Annotated in this window: 21 protein-coding genes; 2 read left to right on the forward strand and 19 right to left on the reverse strand. The window is 70.2% G+C overall.

Annotated features, from left to right (window positions below):
• Positions 1-7: 7 nt before the first annotated feature.
• The 8 genes from alaS to KUM38_RS15740 form a co-directional block, all read right to left on the reverse strand.
• Complete coding sequence (gene alaS, locus KUM38_RS15705) at positions 8-2,677, reverse strand: alanine--tRNA ligase (RefSeq protein ID WP_217129995.1); 2,670 nt, start codon at positions 2,675-2,677, stop codon at positions 8-10.
• Complete coding sequence (locus KUM38_RS15710) at positions 2,677-3,057, reverse strand: hypothetical protein (RefSeq protein WP_217129996.1); 381 nt, start codon at positions 3,055-3,057, stop codon at positions 2,677-2,679. The genes alaS and KUM38_RS15710 overlap by 1 nt, the downstream gene beginning before the upstream one ends.
• A 7-nt stretch (positions 3,058-3,064) precedes the next feature.
• Positions 3,065-3,517: a DUF948 domain-containing protein gene (locus KUM38_RS15715; protein WP_217129997.1), complete on the reverse strand. Its 453-nt coding sequence runs from the start codon at positions 3,515-3,517 to the stop codon at positions 3,065-3,067.
• A 211-nt stretch (positions 3,518-3,728) separates the two neighbouring features.
• Complete coding sequence (rpsD, locus tag KUM38_RS15720) at positions 3,729-4,343, reverse strand: 30S ribosomal protein S4 (RefSeq protein WP_145870366.1); 615 nt, start codon at positions 4,341-4,343, stop codon at positions 3,729-3,731.
• A 303-nt stretch (positions 4,344-4,646) separates the two neighbouring features.
• Positions 4,647-6,002, reverse strand: coding sequence for a replication-associated recombination protein A (locus KUM38_RS15725; protein WP_217129998.1), 1,356 nt, complete (start codon positions 6,000-6,002; stop codon positions 4,647-4,649).
• 43 nt (positions 6,003-6,045) lie between these two features.
• Positions 6,046-6,714 (reverse strand): vitamin K epoxide reductase family protein, encoded by a 669-nt coding sequence (locus tag KUM38_RS15730; RefSeq protein WP_217129999.1) that lies wholly within the window; start codon positions 6,712-6,714, stop codon positions 6,046-6,048.
• 265 nt (positions 6,715-6,979) lie between these two features.
• Positions 6,980-8,242 (reverse strand): histidine--tRNA ligase, encoded by a 1,263-nt coding sequence (hisS, locus tag KUM38_RS15735; RefSeq protein ID WP_217130000.1) that lies wholly within the window; start codon positions 8,240-8,242, stop codon positions 6,980-6,982.
• A gap of 12 nt (positions 8,243-8,254) precedes the next feature.
• Positions 8,255-8,965, reverse strand: a complete 711-nt coding sequence (locus KUM38_RS15740) for an MBL fold metallo-hydrolase (RefSeq protein WP_217130001.1) — start codon at positions 8,963-8,965, stop codon at positions 8,255-8,257.
• Between the two features lie 183 nt (positions 8,966-9,148).
• Here KUM38_RS15740 and KUM38_RS15745 point away from each other — a divergent pair, with 183 nt between their 5' ends.
• Positions 9,149-9,970, forward strand: a complete 822-nt coding sequence (locus KUM38_RS15745; RefSeq protein WP_217130002.1) for a peptidylprolyl isomerase — start codon at positions 9,149-9,151, stop codon at positions 9,968-9,970.
• Between the two features lie 138 nt (positions 9,971-10,108).
• A complete protein-coding gene (locus tag KUM38_RS15750) occupies positions 10,109-11,338 on the forward strand; it encodes a DUF349 domain-containing protein (protein ID WP_217130003.1) in 1,230 nt (409 codons plus the stop codon).
• Between the two features lie 76 nt (positions 11,339-11,414).
• On the opposite strand, the gene relA is transcribed toward KUM38_RS15750, so the two are convergent.
• The 11 genes from relA to pdxS form a co-directional block, all read right to left on the reverse strand.
• Entirely contained in the window at positions 11,415-13,940 is a 2,526-nt protein-coding gene (gene relA, locus KUM38_RS15755) for a GTP pyrophosphokinase (protein WP_217130004.1), read from the reverse strand.
• Positions 13,941-14,134: 194 nt separating this feature from the next.
• On the reverse strand, positions 14,135-14,674 hold the full coding sequence (locus KUM38_RS15760) for an adenine phosphoribosyltransferase (RefSeq protein ID WP_217130005.1): 540 nt from the start codon (positions 14,672-14,674) through the stop codon (positions 14,135-14,137).
• The gene (gene secF / locus KUM38_RS15765) at positions 14,671-15,789 is read right to left on the reverse strand and encodes a protein translocase subunit SecF (RefSeq protein WP_217130006.1); all 1,119 of its coding nucleotides are present in this window, start codon (positions 15,787-15,789) and stop codon (positions 14,671-14,673) included. The genes KUM38_RS15760 and secF overlap by 4 nt, the downstream gene beginning before the upstream one ends.
• Positions 15,790-15,792: 3 nt before the next feature.
• Positions 15,793-17,577: a protein translocase subunit SecD gene (gene secD, locus KUM38_RS15770; protein WP_217130007.1), complete on the reverse strand. Its 1,785-nt coding sequence runs from the start codon at positions 17,575-17,577 to the stop codon at positions 15,793-15,795.
• A 132-nt stretch (positions 17,578-17,709) separates the two neighbouring features.
• Entirely contained in the window at positions 17,710-18,201 is a 492-nt protein-coding gene (yajC, locus tag KUM38_RS15775) for a preprotein translocase subunit YajC (RefSeq protein ID WP_217130008.1), read from the reverse strand.
• Between the two features lie 165 nt (positions 18,202-18,366).
• The gene (gene ruvB / locus KUM38_RS15780; protein ID WP_217130009.1) at positions 18,367-19,437 is read right to left on the reverse strand and encodes a Holliday junction branch migration DNA helicase RuvB; all 1,071 of its coding nucleotides are present in this window, start codon (positions 19,435-19,437) and stop codon (positions 18,367-18,369) included.
• Positions 19,438-19,479: 42 nt separating this feature from the next.
• On the reverse strand, positions 19,480-20,085 hold the full coding sequence (gene ruvA, locus KUM38_RS15785) for a Holliday junction branch migration protein RuvA (RefSeq protein WP_217130010.1): 606 nt from the start codon (positions 20,083-20,085) through the stop codon (positions 19,480-19,482).
• Positions 20,082-20,648, reverse strand: a complete 567-nt coding sequence (gene ruvC, locus KUM38_RS15790) for a crossover junction endodeoxyribonuclease RuvC (protein ID WP_217130011.1) — start codon at positions 20,646-20,648, stop codon at positions 20,082-20,084. Before ruvC ends, ruvA begins: the two co-directional genes overlap by 4 nt.
• A 107-nt stretch (positions 20,649-20,755) precedes the next feature.
• Complete coding sequence (locus KUM38_RS15795) at positions 20,756-21,508, reverse strand: YebC/PmpR family DNA-binding transcriptional regulator (RefSeq protein ID WP_217130012.1); 753 nt, start codon at positions 21,506-21,508, stop codon at positions 20,756-20,758.
• 48 nt (positions 21,509-21,556) lie between these two features.
• On the reverse strand, positions 21,557-22,162 hold the full coding sequence (pdxT, locus tag KUM38_RS15800; RefSeq protein ID WP_217130040.1) for a pyridoxal 5'-phosphate synthase glutaminase subunit PdxT: 606 nt from the start codon (positions 22,160-22,162) through the stop codon (positions 21,557-21,559).
• Entirely contained in the window at positions 22,156-23,067 is a 912-nt protein-coding gene (gene pdxS / locus KUM38_RS15805) for a pyridoxal 5'-phosphate synthase lyase subunit PdxS (protein WP_048458196.1), read from the reverse strand. The genes pdxT and pdxS overlap by 7 nt, the downstream gene beginning before the upstream one ends.
• Between the last annotated feature and the right edge of the window lie 74 nt (positions 23,068-23,141).

Raw genomic sequence — 23,141 nt, forward strand, 5'->3', positions numbered from 1 at the left:
TCCTCGCTCACTTGGCGGTGTCCGCCACGAGCCGCTCGACGGCGTCGACGGCCTCACCGACGGCGGCGGGGTTCTGGCCGCCGCCCTGGGCGACGTCCGGCTTGCCGCCACCGCCGCCGCCGAGGGCCTTGGCGGCGGTGCGCACCAGGTCACCGGCCTTGAGGCCGCGCTCGCGGGCGGCCTCGTTGGTGGCGATGACCGTCAGCGGCTTGCCGTTGTTCACGGTGAACAGGGCGACGACCACGGCCCGGCCGCCCTGGATGCGGCCCCGCACGTCCAGGACCAGCTTGCGCAGGTCGTCCGGCGTGGTGCCGTCGGGGACCTGACCGGTGACGAGGGCGATGCCGTGGACGTCCTTGGCGGACTCGGCGAGACCGGCGGCGGCCTGGAGCACCTTCTCGGCGCGGAACTTCTCGATCTCCTTCTCGGCGTCCTTGAGCTTGCCGAGCATGGCGGAGACCTTCTCCGGAAGCTCCTCCGGACGGCCCTTGATCAGCTCCTGGAGCTGGGCGACGACCGTGTGCTCACGGGCGAGGAAGTTGTAGGCGTCCACGCCGACCAGGGCCTCGATACGGCGCACACCGGAGCCGATGGACGACTCGCCGAGCAGCTTCACCAGACCCAGCTGGGCGGTGTTGTGCACGTGGGTGCCGCCGCACAGCTCCTTGGAGAAGTCGCCGATGGTGACGACGCGCACGCGCTCGCCGTACTTCTCGCCGAACTCGGCGATGGCGCCCTGCTTCTTGGCCTCGTCGATGCCCATGACGTCGGCGCGCACGTCGAGGTCGCGGGCGAGCACCTCGTTGATCTTCTGCTCGACGTCGGTCATCACGGCCGTCGGTACGGCGGACGGGGAGCCGAAGTCGAAGCGGAAGCGGCCGGGCTGGTTCTCGGAGCCGGCCTGGGCGGCCGTCGGGCCGAGGGCGTCGCGCAGCGCCTGGTGGGTGAGGTGGGTGGCCGAGTGGGCGCGGGCGATGGCCGTACGGCGGCGGCCGTCGATGGAGGCGTGGGCCTTGGCACCGACGGTGACCTCGCCGACCTGGACGACGCCCTTGTGGACGTACACGCCCGGCACCGGCTTCTGGCAGTCGCGGATCTCGATGACGGCGCCGGTGTCGACCTTGATGCGGCCGGTGTCGCCGATCTGGCCACCGCCCTCGGCGTAGAACGGGGTGCGGTCGAGGACGATCTCGACCTCGTCGCCCTCGGTGGCGGCCGGCGAGGAGACGCCGTCGACGAGGATGCCGACGACCGTCGACTCGCCCTCGGTGTCGGTGTAGCCGATGAAGTCGGTGGCCCCGGCCCGGTCGGCGATCGCGCGGTAGGCGCCGAGGTCGGCGTGACCGGTCTTCTTGGCCTGGGCGTCGGCCTTGGCGCGCTCCCGCTGCTCCTTCATCAGGCGGCGGAAGCCGTCCTCGTCCACGGAGAGGCCCTGCTCGGCGGCCATCTCCAGGGTGAGGTCGATCGGGAAGCCCCAGGTGTCGTGGAGCAGGAAGGCCTTGTCGCCGGCGAGGACCGTGCCGCCGGCGGCCTTGGTGTCGCTGACCGCGGTGTCGAGGATGTTGGTGCCGGCCTTCAGCGTCTTGAGGAAGGCGTTCTCCTCGGCGAGGGCGACCTTCTCGATGCGCTCGCGGTCGGTGATCAGCTCGGGGTACTGCTGCCCCATCATGCCGATCACGACGTCGACCAGGTCCTTGACGACCGGACCGGTGGCGCCGAGCAGGCGCATGTTGCGGATGGCGCGGCGCATGATGCGGCGCAGCACGTAGCCGCGGCCCTCGTTGCCGGGGGTGACGCCGTCGCCGATGAGCATCACGGAGGTGCGCATGTGGTCGGTGACCACGCGGAGCGAGACGTCCGAGGCGTGGGCGTCGCCGTAGGCCACGCCGGTCAGCTCGGTGGCCTTGTTGATGACGGCCATGGAGGTGTCGATCTCGTACATGTTCTGCACGCCCTGCAGAATCATGGCGAGCCGCTCCAGGCCGAGGCCCGTGTCGATGTTCTGGCTCGGCAGGTCACCGAGGATCGGGTAGTCCTTGCCCGGACCCTCGCCCCGCTCGTACTGCATGAAGACGAGGTTCCAGATCTCCACGTACCGCTCGTCGTTGACGGCGGGGCCGCCCTCGACGCCGAACTCGGGGCCGCGGTCGTAGTTGATCTCGGAGCAGGGGCCGCAGGGGCCGGGGACGCCCATGTCCCAGTAGTTGTCCTTCTTGCCCAGGCGCTGGATGCGCTCGGACGGGACACCCACGACGTCGTGCCAGATGCGCTCGGCCTCGTCGTCGTCCTGGTAGACGGTGATCCACAGGCGCTCGGGGTCGAGGCCGTAACCGCCCTCGTCCTGGGAGCTGGTGAGCAGCTCCCAGGCGTACTTGATGGCGCCTTCCTTGAAGTAGTCGCCGAAGGAGAAGTTGCCGCACATCTGGAAGAACGTGCCGTGGCGGGTGGTCTTGCCGACCTCTTCGATGTCGGGTGTGCGCACGCACTTCTGCACGCTGGTGGCGCGGTCGAAGGGCGGCTTGACCTCGCCCAGGAAGTAGGGCTTGAAGGGCACCATGCCGGCCGGGACGAGCAGCAGAGTCGGGTCGTCCGCGATGAGCGACGCCGAAGGGACGACGGTGTGCCCGCGCTCCTCGAAGAAGCTCAGCCAGCGGCGGCGGATCTCGGCCGACTCCATCAGTGGTCCTCATTCCGGTTGTACGGGTACGTCGGGTACGTCTGGTGCGTCGGCTTCTGCGCCGGGCCCTCGACGTACTTGGGGTTGTTGCGGTTCTCGATGACGGCGTAGCTCCGGGGCGCGGGGAGTTCGCGGTCGACGGGGGCGTTGAGTCCCAGCGCGTCGCCCAGTTCGGCTTCCCGCCGGGCCATGTTGTCGCGGACCTCGAGCGCGAAGTCGACCGCGCGGTCCTTGAGCCTGCCGCCGGCCTCGATCGCCTTGTTCGCCGCGGTGACGGCGAGGTGCTCGGGCGTCAGCTGCTTGATCTTGCGGTTGACCTTGGTGGTGGCCCACACTCCGGCGGCGACGCCGGTGGTGAACCAGAACGTTCGGCGGAACATCGCTGGGTCAGTCCCTCTTTCCCCGGGTCCGCTTGTCACGCCGCGCGCCCGGGACGGTGCGGCCCACGATCACGTCGCGCCTCGGCTGCTTGGCCGGGGCGTCGTCCTTGCGGCCGCTGACGGCGCGGCGCACGCCGTAGCCGAAGGCCGCGACCTTGACCAGGGGACCGCCGAAGGTGGAGGCCACGGTGGTCGACAGCGCGGAGGCGTTGGAGGTGACCTCCTGGACGTCGGAGGCGATCGCGTCGACCCGTTCGATCTGGGTCTGCGCGGAACGCACCGCCGCCGAGGCGTCCGCCAGCAGGGGGACGGCCTGGTCGGTCACGTCCGCCACCAGCCTGGTGGTCGCCCGGAGCGTCTGGGCCAGCCTCGCCAGCGCGACGGCGAGGAAGGAGACCAGGATCGCCCAGAACACGGCCACCAGGATTCCGGCCACCTCGCCACCGGACACTGTGTGCACCCGCTCCCTTGAAACGCGCCTGAACATCGAGAAAGTCGTGGGGTCGAGCCTATCGCGCCGGTGACGGGACTCCGTACCGGATTACCGTCCGCCACCGGTGAAGTCGCGATACGGAGCGATGCGGAGTGGTACGGAGCGAGTCGAGCCCGCCGTTCCCCCGCCGGGAAGGGCGGGGGAACGGCGGGCTCGGGATACCGCGTGCCTGCTGGGATCAGCGGGCGTAGTACTCGACGACGAGCTGCTCGTCGCAGATCACCGGGATCTCCTTGCGGTTCGGCTCACGGTCCAGGCGGAACGCCAGGGACTTGAGGTTCACCTGGAGGTAGCGCGGGGTCTCACCGTCGGGGGCGAAGCCGCCTTCACGGGCGATCGTGAAGAGGGTCTTCTCCTTGGAACGGTCGCGGACCTGCACCACGTCGTCCGGGCGGACACGGAAGGAGGGCTTGTCGACCTTCTTGCCGTTGACCTGGATGTGGCCGTGGACGACCATCTGGCGGGCCTGGTAGATCGTGCGGGCGATGCCCGAACGCAGGACCAGCGCGTCGAGACGGCGCTCGAGCTCGATGATCAGGGCCTCGCCGGTCTTGCCCTGGACCTTGGAGGCACGCTCGTAGGCGCGGACGAGCTGGCGCTCGGACACGTCGTACTGCGCGCGCAGACGCTGCTTCTCCAGCAGACGGACCTTGTAGTCCGAGTTCTGCTTGCGGCCACGGCCGTGCTCACCCGGCGGGTAGGGGCGGGCCTCGAAGTACTTGACGGCCTTCGGGGTCAGCGCGATGCCGAGGGCACGCGACTTCTTGACCTTGGGGCGGGACTGGTTCGCCACTTCTTTTCCTTTTCCTTTTCGGCTGCCTCAGGGTTACGGGAGGTCGCATCCGCAGCCGGGGAATTCCCCTCAGGCCCGCGAGGGACTTGACGGGTAGCCGCTCCCCTGGTCTGGGCACATACGTGCAGCACACGAACGGCCCACCGACCGGTCCCGGGACTGTCCGGGGGGTGGTGGGCTGCCCGCGACACCTACGACGGTGCGCGACGCTCCTGGATCGAAGGATCCGGCTGGGTGTCCCGCCTGAGGCGCCGACCGGAGCCGGACACGGGACTCAGCACTCCGGCTGATTCTACAGGGTGGTCAGGACCGCTTCCGACCGAGGTGCTTCCTGGTCCACTCCACCGCGTCCGCGTACCGCGCCTCCGCGCCGTGCCGGGTGGGCTCGTAGTACTCGCGGTCCTTCAGGGCGTCCGGCGCGTACTGCTGTGCGGCGATGCCCTCGGGCAGGTCGTGCGGGTAGGTGTAGCCCTTTCCGTGCCCGAGCTTGGTCGCGCCCTTGTAATGACTGTCCCGCAGGTGGGACGGCACGGGGCCGGCCAGTCCCTTGCGTACGTCGTCCAGGGCGGCGCCGATCGCGGTGGTGGCGGCGTTGGACTTGGGCGCGAGGGCGAGGGCGATGGTGGCGTGGCTGAGGGTGAGGGCGGCCTCCGGGAAACCGATCATGGCGACGGCCTGGGCGGCGGCGACCGCGATCGGCAGGGCGTTCGGGTCGGCCAGGCCGATGTCCTCGCTCGCGGAGATCATCAGCCGGCGGGCGATGAAGCGGGGGTCCTCGCCGGCCTCGATCATGCGGGCCAGGTAGTGCAGGGCGGCGTCCACGTCGGAGCCGCGGATGGACTTGATCAGGGCGCTGGCGACGTCGTAGTGCTGGTCGCCGTCGCGGTCGTACTTCACCGCGGCCCGGTCGACCGTCTCCTCCAGCGTGGCCAGGGTTATCTCCGGCTCGCCCTTGTCGAGCGCGGCCCCGGCGGCGGCCTCCAGGGCGGTCAGCGCGCGGCGGGCGTCGCCGCCGGCGATGCGCAGGAGGTGGTTCTCGGTGTCCCCGGGAAGCGTGACGGCGCTCTTCAGGCCCCGCTCGTCGGTGAGGGCGCGCTTCAGCAGGTCCCGGATGTCGTCGTCGGTGAGCGGTTCCAGGGTGAGGAGGAGGGAGCGGGAGAGCAGCGGGGAGATGACCGAGAAGTAGGGGTTCTCGGTGGTCGCCGCGATCAGGGTGACCCAGCGGTTCTCCACGGCCGGGAGCAGGGAGTCCTGCTGGGCCTTGCTGAAGCGGTGGATCTCGTCGAGGAAGAGGACGGTCTCCTGGCCGTACCCGCCGGAGGCGCGGCGGGCGCCGTCGATGACCGCGCGGACCTCCTTGACGCCCGCGGTGATCGCCGACAGCTCGACGAAGCGCTTGTTGGTGGCCTTGGAGACGACGTAGGCCAGGGTGGTCTTGCCGGTGCCGGGCGGCCCCCACAGGATCACCGAGGAGGGTCCCGCGGGGCCCGACGCGCCCTCGCCGACCAGTCTGCGCAGGGGGGAGCCGGGCTTCAGCAGGTGCTGCTGGCCCACCACCTCGTCGAGGGTGCGCGGGCGCATCCGGACCGCCAGGGGGCTGCCGGTCGGGTCCTTCTCCTGGCGTTCTTCGGCTGCGGCGGTGAACAGGTCGGGCTCCACGCTGAAACCCTAAGGCACCGCACCGACAGCCCGGGGCGGGCGGTCAGCTGGTCCAGAAGTCCCACCAGCGGGTCAGGACCAGCATGCCGATGATGCCGATGTGCAGGACCGGCATGACCCAGGTGAACTCGTCGAAGAAGCCCTTCAGCCAGCCCGGGGCGGGCAGGAAGCCCTGGCGGATGTTGAACGACGTCACGTACCAGAACATGATGATCGTGGCGACCCAGGCCAGGCAGCACCACAGGCACAGGGCGTTGATCCGGTACAGGGACTGGAACATCAGCCAGGCGCAGAACACGGTGCCGAAGAGGGTGCCCGCGTTGAACGTGAGCCAGTACCAGCGCGGGAAGCGGGCCCGGGCGAGCAGGCTCATGCCGACGCAGACGACGATGCCGTAGGTGACGAGGCCGAGCATCGGGTTGGGGAAGCCGAAGACGGAGGCCTGGTCGCTCTCCATGACGCTGCCGCAGGAGACGACGGGGTTGAGGCTGCAGCCGGGGACGAACGTCTCGCCCTTGACCTTGGCCTCGAGCAGCTTGAACTTGTCGAGCGTGATCACCCACGCGGCGAGCACGCCGGCGGCACCGGTGATCACCAGGAGCAGGGCGAACGCCCGGCTCGCGCCCTCCGTGCGCGGCACGGAGGCGGTGCGCCGCGGTGCGGCCGAGGGTTCGGGCTCCATGTCGACGTCCCTGACTGTCGTCTTGCTCATCACGCCGATTCCGTCACTGGGGAGTGTGGACCTGCTTCGGGCAGGGGCCATTGTGCCGTACGGAACTGTGGTCCGCCGTCGAGCGTGCACAAGGACGTACCGGCGTTCGCCCGTGAGCGTGCGGTTTCGGCCGATGTCCGTGGGGCGGCCGTACACACGCTCCCCTCGGACCGTCCGGCCGGGTGAAGCCGCCCGTGCGCGTTGACGACGAAGGCGCCGGATGCCCCGCGCGGGCATCCGGCGCCTTCCTTCATGGGCGAGGGGGTCAGCCGAGCCGTGACTCCAGCTCCGCCACGATCTCGTTGACGCCGACCGCCGTCTGCTCACCGGACTCCATGTCCTTGAGCTGGACGACGCCCTCGGCGAGGTCGCGTTCGCCCAGCACCAGGGCGTAGCGGGCACCCGAGCGGTTGGCGGCCTTCATCGCGGCCTTGAGGCCCTTGCCGCCGTAGGAGAAGTCCGCCGCCACGCCGTTCTTGCGCAGTTCGGTGACCTTGGCGAACAGCACCCGGCGGGCCTCCTCGCCGAGCGGGACGGCGAACACGCTGGTGGTGGCGGGGAGTTCGAGTTCGACGCCCTCCGCCTCCAGGGCCAGCACCGTGCGGTCGACGCCCAGGGCCCAGCCGACGGACGGCAGCGCGGGGCCGCCGATCATCTCGGACAGGCCGTCGTAGCGGCCGCCACCGCCCACCGCGGACTGGGAACCCAGGCCGTCGTGGACGAACTCGAAGGTGGTGCGCGTGTAGTAGTCCAGGCCGCGCACCAGCTTGGGGTCGTCCTCGAAGGCCACGCCCGCCGCCGTGATCAGCTCACGGACCTCCTCGTGGTACGCCTTGCAGGCGTCGCAGAGGTAGTCGCGCAGCAGGGGCGCGCCGGTGAGCTGCTTCTGCACCGACTCGCGCTTGTCGTCCAGGACGCGCAGCGGGTTGATCTCCGCGCGGCGCAGCGTGTCCTCGTCCAGGTCGAGGCCGCGCAGGAAGTCCTGCAGCGCGGCCCGGTACACCGGGCGGCACTCCTTGTCGCCGAGGCTGTTGAGCAGGATGCGGAAGTCGCGCAGGCCCAGCGAGCGGTACGCCTGGTCGGCGAGGATGATCAGCTCGGCGTCGAGGGCCGGGTCCTCCGCACCGATCGCCTCGGCGCCGACCTGGGAGAAGTGGCGGTAGCGGCCCTTCTGGGGGCGCTCGTAGCGGTAGTACGAGCCGGAGTACCAGAGCTTGACCGGGAGGTTGCCCGCCTTGTGCAGGTTGGCCTCCAGGGCCGCGCGCAGCACGGAGGCGGTGCCCTCGGGGCGCAGGGCGAGCCGGTCGCCGCCCTTGGTCTCGAAGGCGTACATCTCCTTGGTGACGATGTCGGTGGACTCGCCGACACCGCGCGCGAACAGCTCGACGTTCTCGAAGCCGGGCGTCTCGATGTAGCCGTAGCCGGAGCCCCGCAGCGGGGCGGCGATGGCCTCGCGGACGGCGAGGTACTTGGCGCTGTCCGGCGGGATCAGGTCGTACGTGCCCTTGGGGGCCTTGAAGGTGCTCACGGAAGTCTCTCGTCACATTCCTCGTCGGGGAGCCTCGGTCGTGGCTCCCTGGCCGGCCGCCACCTGCCGCAGATACGGGTTGGTGGCGCGCTCCTGGCCGATGGTCGTCTGGGGGCCGTGGCCGGACAGCACCACGGTCGAGTCGTCGAGCGGCAGGCACACGCGTGCCAGCGAGTCGAGCATCTCGGCCATGTCACCGCCGGGCAGGTCGGTGCGTCCGATGGAGCCGGCAAACAGCAGGTCGCCCGAGAAGAAGACCGGCGGGATGTCCGCCGCCTCGGGCAGGCCGAAGGTCACCGACCCCTTGGTATGGCCCGGCGCGTGGGACACGGCCAGCTCCAGACCGGCCAGTTCCAGCTTCGCGCCGTCGGTGAGCTCCTTGACGTCGGCCGGCTCCCCCACCGTCAGCTCGCCCATCAGCGGCATGCCGATGGCGCGGCCGATGCCCTTCTCGGGGTCGCGCATCATGTACCGGTCCTCGGGGTGGATCCAGGCCGGTACGTCGTGCGCTCCGCAGACCGGGACGACCGAGGCGACGTGGTCGATGTGGCCGTGGGTGAGGACGACGGCGACGGGCTTGAGCCGGTGCTTGCGGACCGCCTCCGCGACGCCGTCGGCGGCCTGGTGGCCGGGGTCGATGATCACGCACTCCTCACCGGCGGCGGGGGCGACGAGATAACAGTTCGTCCCCCAGGCCCCGGCGGGGAACCCGGCAATGAGCACGATCGTCCTTCGTTGTGTCGATACGAGAGGCTTGCGACGGGGCTGCGCCCGTCGTCAGAGCCTACCGGCGCTGCCGATTCCTCAGCGAACCCATATACGGTACGGGGCACACGCAGGCGGTCGGCTCACCGCACGCACGCACGCGTACCGGCCGGCACACGAGACGCATGAGGAGAGAACCCGGTGGTCAGCCAGGAACAGCGGCGGCGTCAGCTCGCCCGGGAGAAGTTCTTGCGGCAGCAGCAGCGGCGCACCGAAGCGAGGCGCAAGTCGCGGATCCGCAACTCGGTGATCGCGTCCGTGCTCGGTGTGGTCCTCGTGGGCAGCCTCGCGCTGTACACGACCGGGACGCTCAAGCAGGACGACGACAAGACCAACGCGAACGCGGAGGTCACGCCGAGCGCCTCGGCGCCGAGCAAGGCGCCCGACCCGTGCGACAAGCCCGCCGAGGGCAAGGTCAAGTCGGAGACCTGGAAGAAGGAGCCGGCGGTCGCCATCGACAAGTCGGCGAAGTACACCCTGAAGCTGGACACGACCTGTGGCGGGATAGACGTGGCGCTGAAGGCGTCGGCGGCCCCGCACACGGTCAACTCGTTCGACTTCCTGGCGAAGAAGGGCTACTTCGACCACAGCAAGTGCCACCGGCTCACCACGAACGGCATCTACGTGCTGCAGTGCGGTGACCCGACGGGCACCGGTACCGGCGGTCCCGGCTACACGATCCCGGACGAGAACCTGAAGGACAAAAGCCTGAAGGACAACATCTACCCGGCGGGCACGGTCGCGATGGCCAACACCGGGCAGAAGGACAGTGGCGGCAGCCAGTTCTTCCTGGTCTACCAGGACAGCCAGCTTCCGCCCAGCTACACCCCGTTCGGCACCGTCTCGGACGCCGGTATGAAGGTGCTGAAGAAGATCGCCGACGCCGGGGAGAGCACCGGAGCGGGTGACGGGGCGCCCAACGCGACGGTCGTGATCGACAAGGCGACCGTCACCAAATCCTGACCCCCAACTGCGAAATTTCGGTCGCGCGGGATGCGGACAGGCATCCCGTCGGTCGCCTATGTTGGCCGTGACGAAACTGTGGACGATGCCCGGGGGAGCTTCGAGGCCCCCTCGACGGCATCATGTGGAGGAGGCGCTGTGAGCAGCGACCCGTGGGGCCGCGTCGACGAGACGGGGACCGTGTACGTGCGTACGGCCGACGGCGAGCAGGTCGTCGGTTCCTGGCAGGCCGGCTCCCCCGAGGAGGCGCTGGCCTACTTCGAGCGCAAGTACGAGGGCCTGGTTGTCGAGATCGGCCTCCTCGAGAAGCGAGTGAAGACCACCGACCTGTCGTCCAAGGACGCCCAGACCGCGATCGGGCACCTGCGCGAGCAGGTGGACGCGCACCACGCGGTCGGTGACCTGGACGCCCTCAGGGCCCGGCTGGACAAGCTCGTGGAGCTGGTGGAGACGCGCCGCGAGGAGCGCAAGGCACAGCGGGCCAAGCAGTCCGACGAGGCGCGTCACGCCAAGGAGGCGCTGGTCGCCGAGGCGGAGGAGCTGGCGCAGTCCGACCAGTGGCGGGCCGCCGGTGAGCGGCTGCGGTCCCTGGTGGACACCTGGAAGGGTCTGCCCCGGCTGGACCGCAAGTCGGACGACGAGCTGTGGCACCGGTTCTCGCACGCGCGGTCGGCGTTCTCCAAGCGGCGCAAGCAGCACTTCGCGCAGCTGGACGCGCAGCGTGAGGACGCCCGCCGGGCCAAGGAGCGGCTGGTCGCCGAGGCCGAGTCGCTGTCGGGCTCGACGGACTGGGGGGCGACGGCCGCCCGCTACCGCGAGCTGATGTCGGAGTGGAAGGCCGCGGGCCGCGCCCAGCGCGAGCACGAGGACGATCTGTGGAACCGCTTCCGCGGTGCCCAGGACGTCTTCTTCGCCGCCCGCGGCTCGGTCTTCGCCGAGCGGGACGCGGAGCAGGCGGAGAACCTCAAGCTCAAGGAGGAGCTGGCCGAGGAGGCCGAGAGGCTCCTGCCGATCACGGATCTGAAGGCCGCGCGGGCCGCGTTCCGCGGGATCAACGAGCGCTGGGAGGCCATCGGCCACGTGCCGCGGGACGCCCGCCCGAAGGTCGAGGGCCGGATGCACACCGTGGAGCGGGCCCTGCAGGAGGCCGAGGAGGCCGAGTGGCGCCGGACGAACCCGGAGGCACGCGCGCGTGCCGCGGGTCTGACCGGTCAGCTCCAGGCCGCCGTGGACAAGCTGAAGGGCCAGGCCGAGCAGGCCAGGGCGCAGGGCAACACCGCCAAGGCGGAGAAGCTCGAGCGGGAGCTGGAGGGCCGTCAGGCCCTGCTGGACCAGGCGCTGAAGGGTCTGCAGGAGTTCGGCGGCTGACCGCTCGCACGGCACACGGGAGAGGGGCTCCCGCACCTGGGGTGCGGGAGCCCCTCTCCCGTGTGTCTGTCGTCCTCTAGGTGCGGTTGCGGGCCGAGGTGACCCGGTAGACGTCGTAGACGCCCTCCACGCCGCGTACGGCCTTCAGGACGTGGCCGAGGTGCTTCGGGTCCCCCATCTCGAAGGTGAAGCGGGAGGTGGCGACGCGGTCGCGGGAGGTCTGGACGGCCGCGGAGAGGATGTTGACGTGCTGGTCGGACAGCACACGCGTGACGTCCGACAGCAGCCGGGACCGGTCGAGGGCCTCGACCTGGATGGCGACCAGGAAGACCGAGGACTGGGTGGGCGCCCACTCGACGTCGAGGATCCGCTCGGGCTCCCGGGACAGCGAGTCGACGTTGACGCAGTCGCTGCGGTGCACCGATACGCCGCTGCCGCGGGTGACGAAGCCGATGATCGGGTCGCCGGGCACCGGCGTGCAGCAGCGGGCGAGCTTCACCCAGACGTCCTCGACGCCCTTGACGACGACACCGGGGTCGGCGCTGGAGCGGCGCTTGCGGTCGCGGCCGCGGGCCGGCGGGACCGACTCGTCGATCTCCTCGGTGGCCGCCTCCTCGCCGCCGAGGGCCTGGACGAGCTTCTGCACGATGTTCTGCGCGGAGACATGGCCCTCGCCGATCGCCGCGTACAGCGCGGAGATGTCCGAGTAGCGCATCTCGTGCGCCAGCGTGACCAGCGAGTCGCCGGTGAGGATGCGCTGGATCGGCAGGTTCTGCTTGCGCATCGCGCGGACGATGGAGTCCTTGCCCTGCTCGATGGCCTCGTCGCGGCGCTCCTTGGAGAACCAGGCGCGGATCTTGTTGCGGGCGCGCGGCGACTTGACGAAGCCGAGCCAGTCGCGGGAGGGTCCGGCGCCGGCCGCCTTGGAGGTGAAGACCTCCACCAGGTCGCCGTTGTCGAGGGTCGACTCCAGCGGGACCAGGCGGCCGTTGACCCGCGCCCCGATGGTGCGGTGGCCGACCTCGGTGTGGACGGCGTACGCGAAGTCCACCGGCGTGGCACCGGCGGGAAGCGCTATGACATCACCCTTGGGGGTGAAGACGAAGACCTCGTTGCGGGACAGGTCGAAGCGCAGCGACTCCAGGAACTCGCCGGGGTCCTCGGTCTCCTTCTGCCAGTCGAGGAGCTGCCGCAGCCACGCCATGTCGTTGATGGCGTCCTTGTCCTTGCCGGACGACTTCGGCGCGTCGGTGCGGATCTTGGAGGCGCCGGCGACGGCCTCCTGCTTGTACTTCCAGTGCGCGGCGATGCCGTACTCGGCGCGGCGGTGCATGTCGAAGGTGCGGATCTGCAGCTCGACGGGTTTGCCGCCGGGGCCGATGACCGTCGTGTGCAGCGACTGGTACATGTTGAACTTGGGCATCGCGATGTAGTCCTTGAACCGGCCGGGGACCGGGTTCCATCGCGCGTGCACGGTGCCGAGGGCCGCGTAGCAGTCGCGGACGGTGTCCACGAGGACGCGGATGCCCACCAGGTCGTAGATCTCCGCGAAGTCACGGCCGCGGACGATCATCTTCTGGTAGACGCTGTAGTAGTGCTTGGGGCGTCCGGTGACGGTCGCCTTGATGCGGGCGGCGCGCAGGTCCTGCTGCACCTCGTCGGTGACGATGGCGAGGTACTCGTCGCGCTTGGGCGCGCGCTCGGCGACCAGGCGGACGATCTCGTCGTACATCTTGGGGTAGAGGATCGCGAAGGCGAGGTCCTCCAGCTCCCACTTGATGGTGTTCATGCCCAGGCGGTGGGCGAGCGGCGCGTAGATCTCCAGGGTCTCGCGCGCCTTCTTCTCCTGCTTCTCGCGCTTGAGGTAGCGCATGGTGCGCATGTTGTGCAGGCGGTCGGCGAGCTTGATGACCAGGACGCGCGGGTCCTTGGCCATGGCGACGACCATCTTGCGCACGGTCTCGGCCTGCGCGGCCTCGCCGAACTTGACCTTGTCCAGCTTGGTGACGCCGTCGACGAGCAGGGTGACCACGTCGCCGAAGTCGCGGCGCAGGTCCTCCAGGCCGTACTCGGTGTCCTCGACGGTGTCGTGCAGCAGTCCGGCCATCAGCGTGGCCGGGTCCATGCCCAGCTCGGCGAGGATGGTGGTGACGGCGAGCGGATGCGTGATGTACGGGTCGCCGCTCTTGCGCTTCTGGCCGCGGTGCCAGCGCTCGGCGACCTGGTAGGCGCGCTCGATCTGGCGGAGCGTGGCGTTCTCGATCTTGGGATCGTTGCTGCGCACGATCCGCAGCAGCGGCTCGAGGACCGGGTTGTACGGGTTCGCGCGCTGGACGCCGAGCCGGGCGAGGCGGGCGCGGACGCGGTTGGAGGAGCCGGAGCGCGGCTGGCCGGTGTTGGGGCGGGCCAGGGTGGCCGAACGCTCGGGAGGGGCCGGCTTGGGGCGCGGCTGCTCGGGCTTGTCGACGGGCGCCGACTGGGCATGCTGGACCGGCCCGCGCGTGTCGTTCTTCGCGTGGGGCGCGCTCGGCGCGGGCTTGGCCGCGGCCGCCGAGGCGGACTCGGGCTTGGCGGCGGTCAGGTGCTGGGCCTCGTCTGGCAAGAGGGCTCCTCGTGCGCGATCCGGGTCCCCCGGTCAGGCTCCGGACACCCCATGGTAGCGATCCCGTGGCCGCGGATCGCCTGCGGGCGGTCGTGAGGACGGTCTGTCCCTGAAACACCCGAGGCGGGCACCGGATTCCTCCGGGCCCGCCCGAGCGGTGTTCCCTGTGCGCGGTTCGCGTGCGACACCGCTGGTCAGACCGTGAGCAGCGCCTCCAGCGGGGCGTCGGCCAGGGCCGGTTCCAGCCGGGCGCGACCGCCGAGGAAGCCGAGCTCCATCAGTACGGCCAGGCCCGCCACCTCGGCGCCCGCCCTGCGGATGAGCTGGACCGACGCCTCGGCGGTGCCGCCGGTGGCGAGGACGTCGTCGACCACCAGAACGCGGTCGGCCGCGCTCAGGTCCTCGGCGTGCACCTCGATCTCGGCGGAGCCGTACTCCAGGTCGTACGCCTGGCTGAGGGTGGCTCCGGGGAGCTTGCCCGCCTTGCGTACGGGGATGAAGCCGAGGCCCGCGCGGACGGCGGCCGGGGCGCCGAGGATGAATCCACGGGCCTCCAGACCGACGATCTTGGTGGCGCCGGTGGCGCGGGCGATGTCGGCCAGGGCGTCGCTGAGCGCGGCGAACGCCGCGGGGTCCGCCAGGAGCGGGGTGATGTCCTTGAACATCACGCCCGGTTCCGGGTAGTCCGCCACGTCCCGGATGCGGCTGAGCAGCAGTTCTCTGATCTCTGTCATCGGCGCTTCCCGGAGGAACGGCCCCGGCCGCGGGTGCGGGCGGCCGACTGGTCGCGCGGGCCGACGACCGCGGGTGCGGCGTCCTCGGGCTCGTCGCCGTAGTCCTCGTCGGTGACCGGGGACTCCTCTGCCTCGCCCGTGGCCGCGCCCTGGGCGCGCTTGGCCAGGACGCGCTTCTTCAGGGACTTCATCGACGGCTCGAGCTCCTTGAGATCGGCCACGAGCGGGGTGGCGATGAAGATCGAGGAGTACGCGCCGGCGGCGAGGCCGACGAACAGCGACAGCGAGATGTCGTTCAGCATGCCGGCACCGAGGACACCGCCACCGATGAACAGCAGGCCGCCCACCGGCAGCAGCGCGACCACCGTGGTGTTGATGGAGCGGACCAGGGTGCTGTTGATGGAGCGGTTGGCGATCTCGCTGTACGTCCAGCGGGTCTGCTTGGTGATGTCTCTCGTCTGTTCCTTGAGGCTGTCGAAGACGACGACCGTGTCGTACAGCGAGTAACCGAGAATGGTCAGCAGACCGATCACCGTGCCCGGCGTGACCTCGAAGCCGACGAGGGCGTAGATGCCGACGGTGATGGTGATGTCGTGGATCAGGGCGACGAACGCGGCGAGTGCCATGCGCCACTCGAAGGCGATCGCCAGGTAGATCACGACCAGGATCATGAAGATGCCGAGGCCCTGCCAGGCCTTGTTGGCGATCTGCTCGCCCCAGCTGGGACCGACCAGTTCGGCGTTGATCTGCTCACCGTCGACCTTGAGGTCCTCGGCGAGCGTGTCCTTGATCTTGTCCGACGTGTTGGTGTCGATGCCCGCGACCTGGATGCGCAGGCTGCCGTCACCGAGCTTCTGGACGATCGCGTCGTGACCGGAGGCGTCCTCCGCGTACTCCTCGGCCGCGGCGACCGAGACGCTCATGTTCTTCGGGGTGGTGAAGACCGCTCCGCCCTGGAACTCGATGCCCATGTGCAGGCCGCGCACCGCCAGGCCGACGATGGCCGTGATGGTGATCAGGATGGAGATGCCGTACCAGAGCTTGCGGTTCTTGACGAAGTCGTAGCCGACCTCGCCGTGGTGCAGTCGGGCGCCGAGGGTGCCGAGCTTCGACATCTCTCACGCCTCCTTCGTCTGGGCAGGGGCGGAGGGACGGCGGGTACGGCGCAGGGGAGGCTTCGCACCCAGCGCCTTCGGGTCGAGACCGGACCACTTGTGGCCGCTCGCGAAGAACTTCCGGCGGGCCATCAGCGTGAGCAGGGGCTTGGTGAAGAGGAACACCACCACGACGTCGAGCACGGTGGTCAGACCGAGCGTGAACGCGAAGCCCTGGACCTTGCCCACGGTGACGACGAAGAGCACCGCGGCGGCGAGGAACGAGACGAAGTCGGAGACCAGGATGGTGCGCCGGGCGCGCGGCCAGGCCCGCTCCACGGAGGGACGCAGGGTGCGGCCCTCGCGGATCTCGTCCCGGACCCGTTCGAAGAACACGATGAACGAGTCCGCCGTGATGCCGATCGCGACGATGGCACCGCACACGGCCGGCAGGTTCAGCGCGAAGCCGATGGCCGGGCCGAGCAGCGACATGATCACGTAGGTGAGGGCGGCGGACACCAGCAGCGACAGGATCGCGATGAAGGACAGGCCGCGGTAGTAGACCAGCAGGTAGATGACGACCAGGGCGAGGCCGATGGCACCGGCGATCAGACCGGCCTTCAGCTGCTCACCGCCGAGCGCGGCGGTGACGGTGGTGACGCTGTCCTCGCGGAAGGTCAGCGGCAGGGCGCCGTAGGACAGCATGTTGGCCAGCTCCTGCGCCGACTGCTGGGTGAAGTTGCCGGAGATCTCCGCGTTGCCGCCGGTCAGGGCCTGGCTGACGTACGGGTCGGAGACGACCTCGTTGTCCAGGACGATGGCGAACTGGTTCTGCGGGGACTGGTTCTGGGCGAGCTGGCCGGTGATGTCGGCGAACTTCTTGGCGCCCTTGTCCGTGAAGTCCATGGTGACGACCCAGCCGGCACCGGTCTGGGTGTTCAGGACGGCGCTGGCCTCGTCGACGTCCGTGCCGTCGACCGCGGCGGGGCCGAGGATGTACTTCTGCCACTGGCCCTGGGAGTTCTGGCCGCAGGCGACGGTCGAGTCGCTGGCCTTGGAACCGTCACCGGCCTTGGCGCGGACGCTCTCCTTGGTGCAGTCGAGCGCTGCGTACTGCGCCTGGAGCTTGCTGTCCGCGTCGCCGGAGGTGCCGCCGGTCGCGGACGGGGAGGGAGCGGCCTCGTCCTCGGCCGCGCCGCTCGGGGAGGCGGCCGGCGTCTCGTCGGCCTTCAGGGCGTCGGTGACGGCACGGCCCTGGGTGGTGGCGCTCGCCGACGGGGAGGAACCGTCGGTCGCCTTCTCCGTGGCCTTGTCGGTCGCCTTGTCGGTCGCCTTGTCCTTGTCGGAGTCCTGTGCCGAGCCGTCGCCGGTCGCGCTGGGCGTGGGCGCGGCGCCGCCACCGGCGAGTTCGGTGGCGATGACGGGACGGAAGTAGAGCTTGGCGGTGGTGCCGACCTGTTCCCGGGCCTGCTCGGAGTTCGTGCCCTTGGGAATGTTGACGATGATGTTGCGGGTGCCCTGCGTCTGGACCTCGGCCTCGGAGACACCCAGACCGTTGACCCGCCGCTCCATGATGGAGACCGCGGTGTTCATGTTGGTCTTGTTGATCGCGGACTCCTGGCCGGCCTCGGGGACCGCCGCCAGCGTGATGCTCGTACCACCGGCCAGGTCGATGCCGAGACGCGGAGTGGTGTGCCCGGAGGCGAACATCCCTCCGGTGAGCGCCACGATGGCGATCAGGATCAGAGCCAGCGAGCGCCACGGCTTACTTGTGGCGCTCGCGTTCCGTCCCTTTTTGACTGCTGCCACCTTCTCGTACTCCCTCTCGGGCCGCCTCGCGCCGGATCGACGGGCGGGCGGCCATGACATGGTGTCGGGACTCCGTGCGAGTCGGGCATGTCCCGGGGCGCGCGGGCAGCACCCGCGCGCCCCGGGACACGGCTACTTCGCGTCGGAGTCGCCGTCGGACTTCTTCGACTGCGCGTCCGCCTTCGCCTCGTCGGCGTCGGCCGGCTCGTCGGCCGCGTCCTTCTTGCCGAGGTCGACAGGCGTGTCGTCGGAGGCGGCGGCAGCGTCGGAGGAGTCGTCGGTCTCGGTGAGGGAGGAGGCGTCGTCGGGAACGACGTCGGCGTCGGACTTCAGGTCGTGCTCGATGCCGTGGACGATGCGGTTGTACTCCTCGTCGCTCAGGACGGCACCGATCGAGTTCTTCGCGAACAGCAGCTCCACACCCGGGCCGGCGTCGAGGAGGACCGTGTCCTCGCTGACCTCCTTGACCGTGGCGTACATGCCCCCGATGGTGCGGACGCCGGAACCGGGCTGCATCTGGTTCCGCATGTCGATGGCCTGCTGCTGCTTCTTCTTGGCCGACCGGGTCATCAGGAACATGGCCCCGATGAGCACAATGAACGGGAGGAGGGTCAGGAGACTCACGGGTCGGAACTTCCTTCACACGACCGCGATGGTGAACGGCCTGATGGTTGGGGGTGTGTACTGCCGCCGACAAGGGCGGCATCGGCGGAGTCTAAGCGAGTCCGCGCGCAGGGAACAACGCTCAGCATGGCACCGACGTTCCTGCCCGGGCCATCCTCCTCACCGTCACGCCCCGAACAGGTCCCCTTGTCCGTTTCCGGGGGCTCCTGAGCGGGGCGGCGTGAGGCCGAGATGCGCCCATGCCGCAGGGGTGGCGACCCTCCCGCGCGGGGTGCGGGCGAGCAGGCCCTCCCGTACGAGGAAGGGCTCGGCCACCTCCTCCACGGTCTCACGTTCCTCCCCGACCGCGACGGAGAGCGTGGACAGGCCGACGGGTCCGCCGCCGAAGAGCTTCAGCAGGGCCTCCAGCACGGCCCGGTCCAGCCGGTCGAGGCCCCGGGCGTCGACCTCGTAGACGGCGAGGGCGGCCGCGGCGATGTCCTTGGTGATCACCCCGTCGGCCTTGACCTGCGCGTAGTCCCGGACGCGGCGCAGGAGGCGGTTGGCGATACGGGGCGTGCCGCGGGACCGGCCGGCGATCTCCGCGGCGCCCGCCGGGTCGATCTCCACGTCGAGGAGGCTCGCCGAGCGGTGGACGACCCGCTCCAGTTCGGCGGGCTCGTAGAACTCCATGTGCGCGGTGAAGCCGAAGCGGTCGCGCAGCGGGGGCGGCAGCAGGCCGGCCCGGGTGGTGGCGCCGACCAGGGTGAAGGGGGGCAGTTCGAGGGGGATGGCGGTGGCACCGGGGCCCTTGCCGACGATCACGTCGACGCGGAAGTCCTCCATCGCCATGTAGAGCATCTCCTCGGCGGGCCGGGACATGCGGTGGATCTCGTCGAGGAAGAGCACCTCGCCCTCCTGGAGGGAGGAGAGGATCGCCGCGAGGTCGCCGGCGTGCTGGATGGCGGGGCCCGAGGTGATGCGGATGGGGGCTTCCATCTCGGCGGCGATGATCATCGAGAGGGTGGTCTTGCCGAGGCCGGGGGCTCCGGAGAGCAGCACGTGGTCGGCGGTGGCCCCCCGGGCGCGTGCGGCGCGCAGCACGAGGTCGAGCTGCTCGCGGACCTTCTCCTGGCCGATGAACTCGCCCAGGTCCTTGGGGCGCAGGGCGGCCTCGACGGCCTGGTCCTCGCGGTCGGCGGACGCACCGACGAGCCGCTCCTCGGCGGAGGTGTCGGTGGTGTCGTCCCAGTTCATGTGCGTGTGCCTCAGCTCTTCGTACGGGCCAGGGGGCGCGGGCTATCGGGCGCGGTTCAGCGTCTGCAGGGCCGCCTTCAGCAGCTGCCCCACCTGCGGGGTGCCCCCGGCGGCCTCCGCCTGGGGGGCCACGGCGGACACGGCCTCGTCGGCCTCGCGGGTCGCGTACCCGAGGCCGATCAGGGCGGCGTGCAGCTGGTCGCGCCAGCCGCTGGTGACCGGTGCGCCGACGGCGGGGGCGCCGAGCGGCTCACCGAGGCGGTCCTTCAGCTCGAGGAGCAGCTTCTGGGCGCCCTTCTTGCCGATGCCGGGGACGGCGGTCAGCGCCTTCTCGTCCCCGGTGGAGACGGCTCTGCGCAGGGCGTCGGGGGCGTGCACGGCGAGCATCGCCTGGGCCAGCCGGGGGCCCACGCCGCTGGCGGTCTGGAGCAGTACGAAGACCTGGCGCTCGTCGTCGTCGGCGAAGCCGTACAGGGTCAGGGAGTCCTCGCGGACGACGAGGGAGGTGGCGAGTTTCGCGGGCTGTCCGACGCGGAGCGTGGAGAGCGTGTTCGGCGTGCACTGGACGGCCATGCCGACCCCGCCGACCTCGACCACCGCGGCGTCGGGAGCGAGGGCGGCGACCGTGCCGCTGACGAAGGCGATCATGCCGTACGGCCTTTCGATGCGTGCGGGGCTTGGGGTGTGCGGGGGGTTCTCGAGGCGTGCAGGGCGACGGCCTGCTGGAGCCGGTTCTGCGCGGGGGCGCGCCAGATGTGGCAGATGGCGAGCGCGAGGGCGTCGGCGGCGTCCGCGGGCTTCGGCGGCGCGTCCAGCCGCAGCAGCCGGGTGACCATGGCGCCGACCTGGGCCTTGTCGGCGCGGCCCGAGCCGGTGACGGCGGCCTTGACCTCGCTGGGCGTGTGCAGGGCGACGGGGATGCCCCGGCGGGAGGCGCACAGGATGGCGACGGCGCTGGCCTGGGCGGTGCCCATCACCGTACGCACGTTGTGCTGGCTGAAGACGCGCTCCACGGCGACGCACTCGGGCCGGTGCTCGTCCAGCCACTGTTCGAGGCCCTGCTCGACGGCGACGAGGCGGTGGCCGAGGTCGGCGTCCGCCGGCGTGCGGACGACGCCCACGCCGAGCATGGTGAGCGGCCGCCCGGCGACGCCCTCGACGACGCCGACACCGCACCGGGTCAGCCCCGGGTCCACCCCCAGTACGCGCACGCGCCGGCCCCTTTCTTCGATCACCTGTTTGTGCAGGCTATCGGGTGCCACTGACAAGGCGACGGGCCGACGGAAGTGTCCCGCCGGCCCGCTGAGCAGTGGACGCGTTACGCGTCGACCTTCTCCATGATCTCGTCGCTCACGTCGAAGTTGGCGAAGACGTTCTGCACGTCGTCGCTGTCCTCCAGCGCGTCGATGAGCTTGAAGATCTTCTTGGCGCCCTCCTCGTCCAGCTCGACCTGCATGGTCGGGACGAAGTTGGCCTCGGCGGAGTCGTAGTCGATCCCGGCGTCCTGCAGAGCGGTGCGCACGGCGACCAGGTCGGTGGCCTCGCTGAGCACCTCGAAGTTCTCGCCGAGGTCGTTGACCTCCTCGGCACCCGCGTCCAGGACGGCGGTGAGGACGTCGTCCTCGGTCAGCTCGCCCTTGGGGACGATCACCACGCCCTTGCGGTTGAACAGGTAGGACACCGAGCCCGGGTCGGCCATGGAGCCGCCGTTGCGGGTCATCGCGACGCGCACGTCCGAGGCGGCGCGGTTGCGGTTGTCGGTGAGGCACTCGATGAGCACCGCGACACCGTTCGGACCGTAGCCCTCGTACATGATCGTCTCGTAGTCGGCACCGCCGGCCTCGAGACCGCCACCGCGCTTGATGGCGGAGTCGATGTTCTTGTTCGGCACCGACTGCTTCTTGGCCTTCTGGACGGCGTCGTAGAGCGTGGGGTTGCCGTCCAGGTCGACGCCGCCCATCCGCGCGGCGACCTCGATGTTCTTGATCAGCTTCGCGAAGAGCTTGCCGCGCTTGGCATCGATCACGGCCTTCTTGTGCTTCGTCGTGGCCCATTTAGAGTGGCCGGACATCTGCCTGTCTCCTTCGCGTAACCCATCTCTGCAACGAACGCAGGAATCCTACAAGGACTCGGCCGCCCGGCACGCGCGCACCATGTCGACGAAGAGGCCGTGCACGCGGTGGTCACCGGTCAGTTCCGGGTGGAACGACGTGGCCAGCGCGTTGCCCTGGCGGACGGCGACGATGTGGCCGCCGTGCTCGGCGAGCACCTCGGTCCCGGCGCCGACGGACTCCACCCAGGGGGCGCGGATGAAGACGCCCTCCACGGGACCGCCCTCGACTCCCCTGACGTCGACCGCGGCCTCGAACGACTCGTTCTGCCGTCCGAAGGCGTTGCGGCGCACGATCATGTCGATGCCGCCGACGGTCTCCTGGCCCGAGCGCGGGTCGAGGATCTTGTCGGCCAGCATGATCATGCCGGCGCAGGTGCCGTAGACGGGCATGCCCTCGCGCACGCGCGCGCGGAGGGGCTCCATCAGGCCGAAGAGGACCGCCAGCTTGGAGATCGTGGTGGACTCCCCGCCGGGGATGACCAGGCCGTCGACCTCGGCGAGTTCCTCGGGACGCCTGACCGGCCTGGCCACGGCGTCGGCCGCGGCCAGGGCGACGAGGTGCTCCCGTACGTCGCCCTGGAGGGCCAGGACACCGATGATCACGGTCACCAGCCGCGGTTGGCGTAGCGCTCGGTCTCGGGGAGGGTGTCGCAGTTGATGCCGACCATGGCCTCGCCGAGGTTGCGGGACGCGTCCGCGATGATCTTCGGGTCGTCGTAGAAGGTGGTCGCCTTGACGATGGCGGCGGCGCGCTTGGCCGGGTCGCCGGACTTGAAGATGCCGGAGCCGACGAAGACGCCCTCGGCGCCGAGCTGGCGCATCAGCGCGGCGTCGGCCGGGGTGGCGACACCGCCCGCGGAGAACAGCACGACGGGGAGCTTGCCCAGCTCGGCGACCTCCTTGACCAGCTCGTACGGGGCGCGCAGCTCCTTGGCGGCGGCGTACAGCTCGTGGTTGTCGTAGCCGCGCAGGCGGGCGATCTCGTTCTTGATCTGGCGCAGGTGGCGCACGGCCTCGACGACGTTGCCGGTGCCGGCCTCGCCCTTGGAGCGGATCATGGCGGCGCCCTCGGCGATGCGGCGCAGGGCCTCGCCCAGGTTGGTGGCACCGCAGACGAACGGAGTGGTGAACGCCCACTTGTCGGAGTGGTTGACCTCGTCGGCCGGGGTGAGGACCTCGGACTCGTCGATGTAGTCGACGCCGAGCGACTGCAGCACCTGGGCCTCGACGAAGTGGCCGATGCGGGACTTGGCCATCACGGGGATGGAGACCGCGTCGATGATGCCCTCGATCATGTCCGGGTCGGACATCCGGGCCACGCCGCCGTCCTTGCGGATGTCGGCCGGGACCCGCTCCAGGGCCATGACGGCGACGGCGCCCGCGTCCTCGGCGATCTTCGCCTGCTCCGGCGTGACGACGTCCATGATCACGCCGCCCTTGAGCTGTTCGGCCATGCCGCGCTTCACGCGGGCGGTGCCGGTCTCGGGACCCTGGTTTTCGGAGAGCGTGCTGGACACGAATGACCTCGCTGAGGGGAAGGAGGGGGTTTCTGCAGCACTGAGGAAACGTGAACGGAGCAGTCCACAGCAAG

The sequence above is a fragment of the Streptomyces sp. AC558_RSS880 genome (assembly GCF_019049255.1).
In the GTDB taxonomy this organism is placed as follows: domain Bacteria; phylum Actinomycetota; class Actinomycetes; order Streptomycetales; family Streptomycetaceae; genus Streptomyces.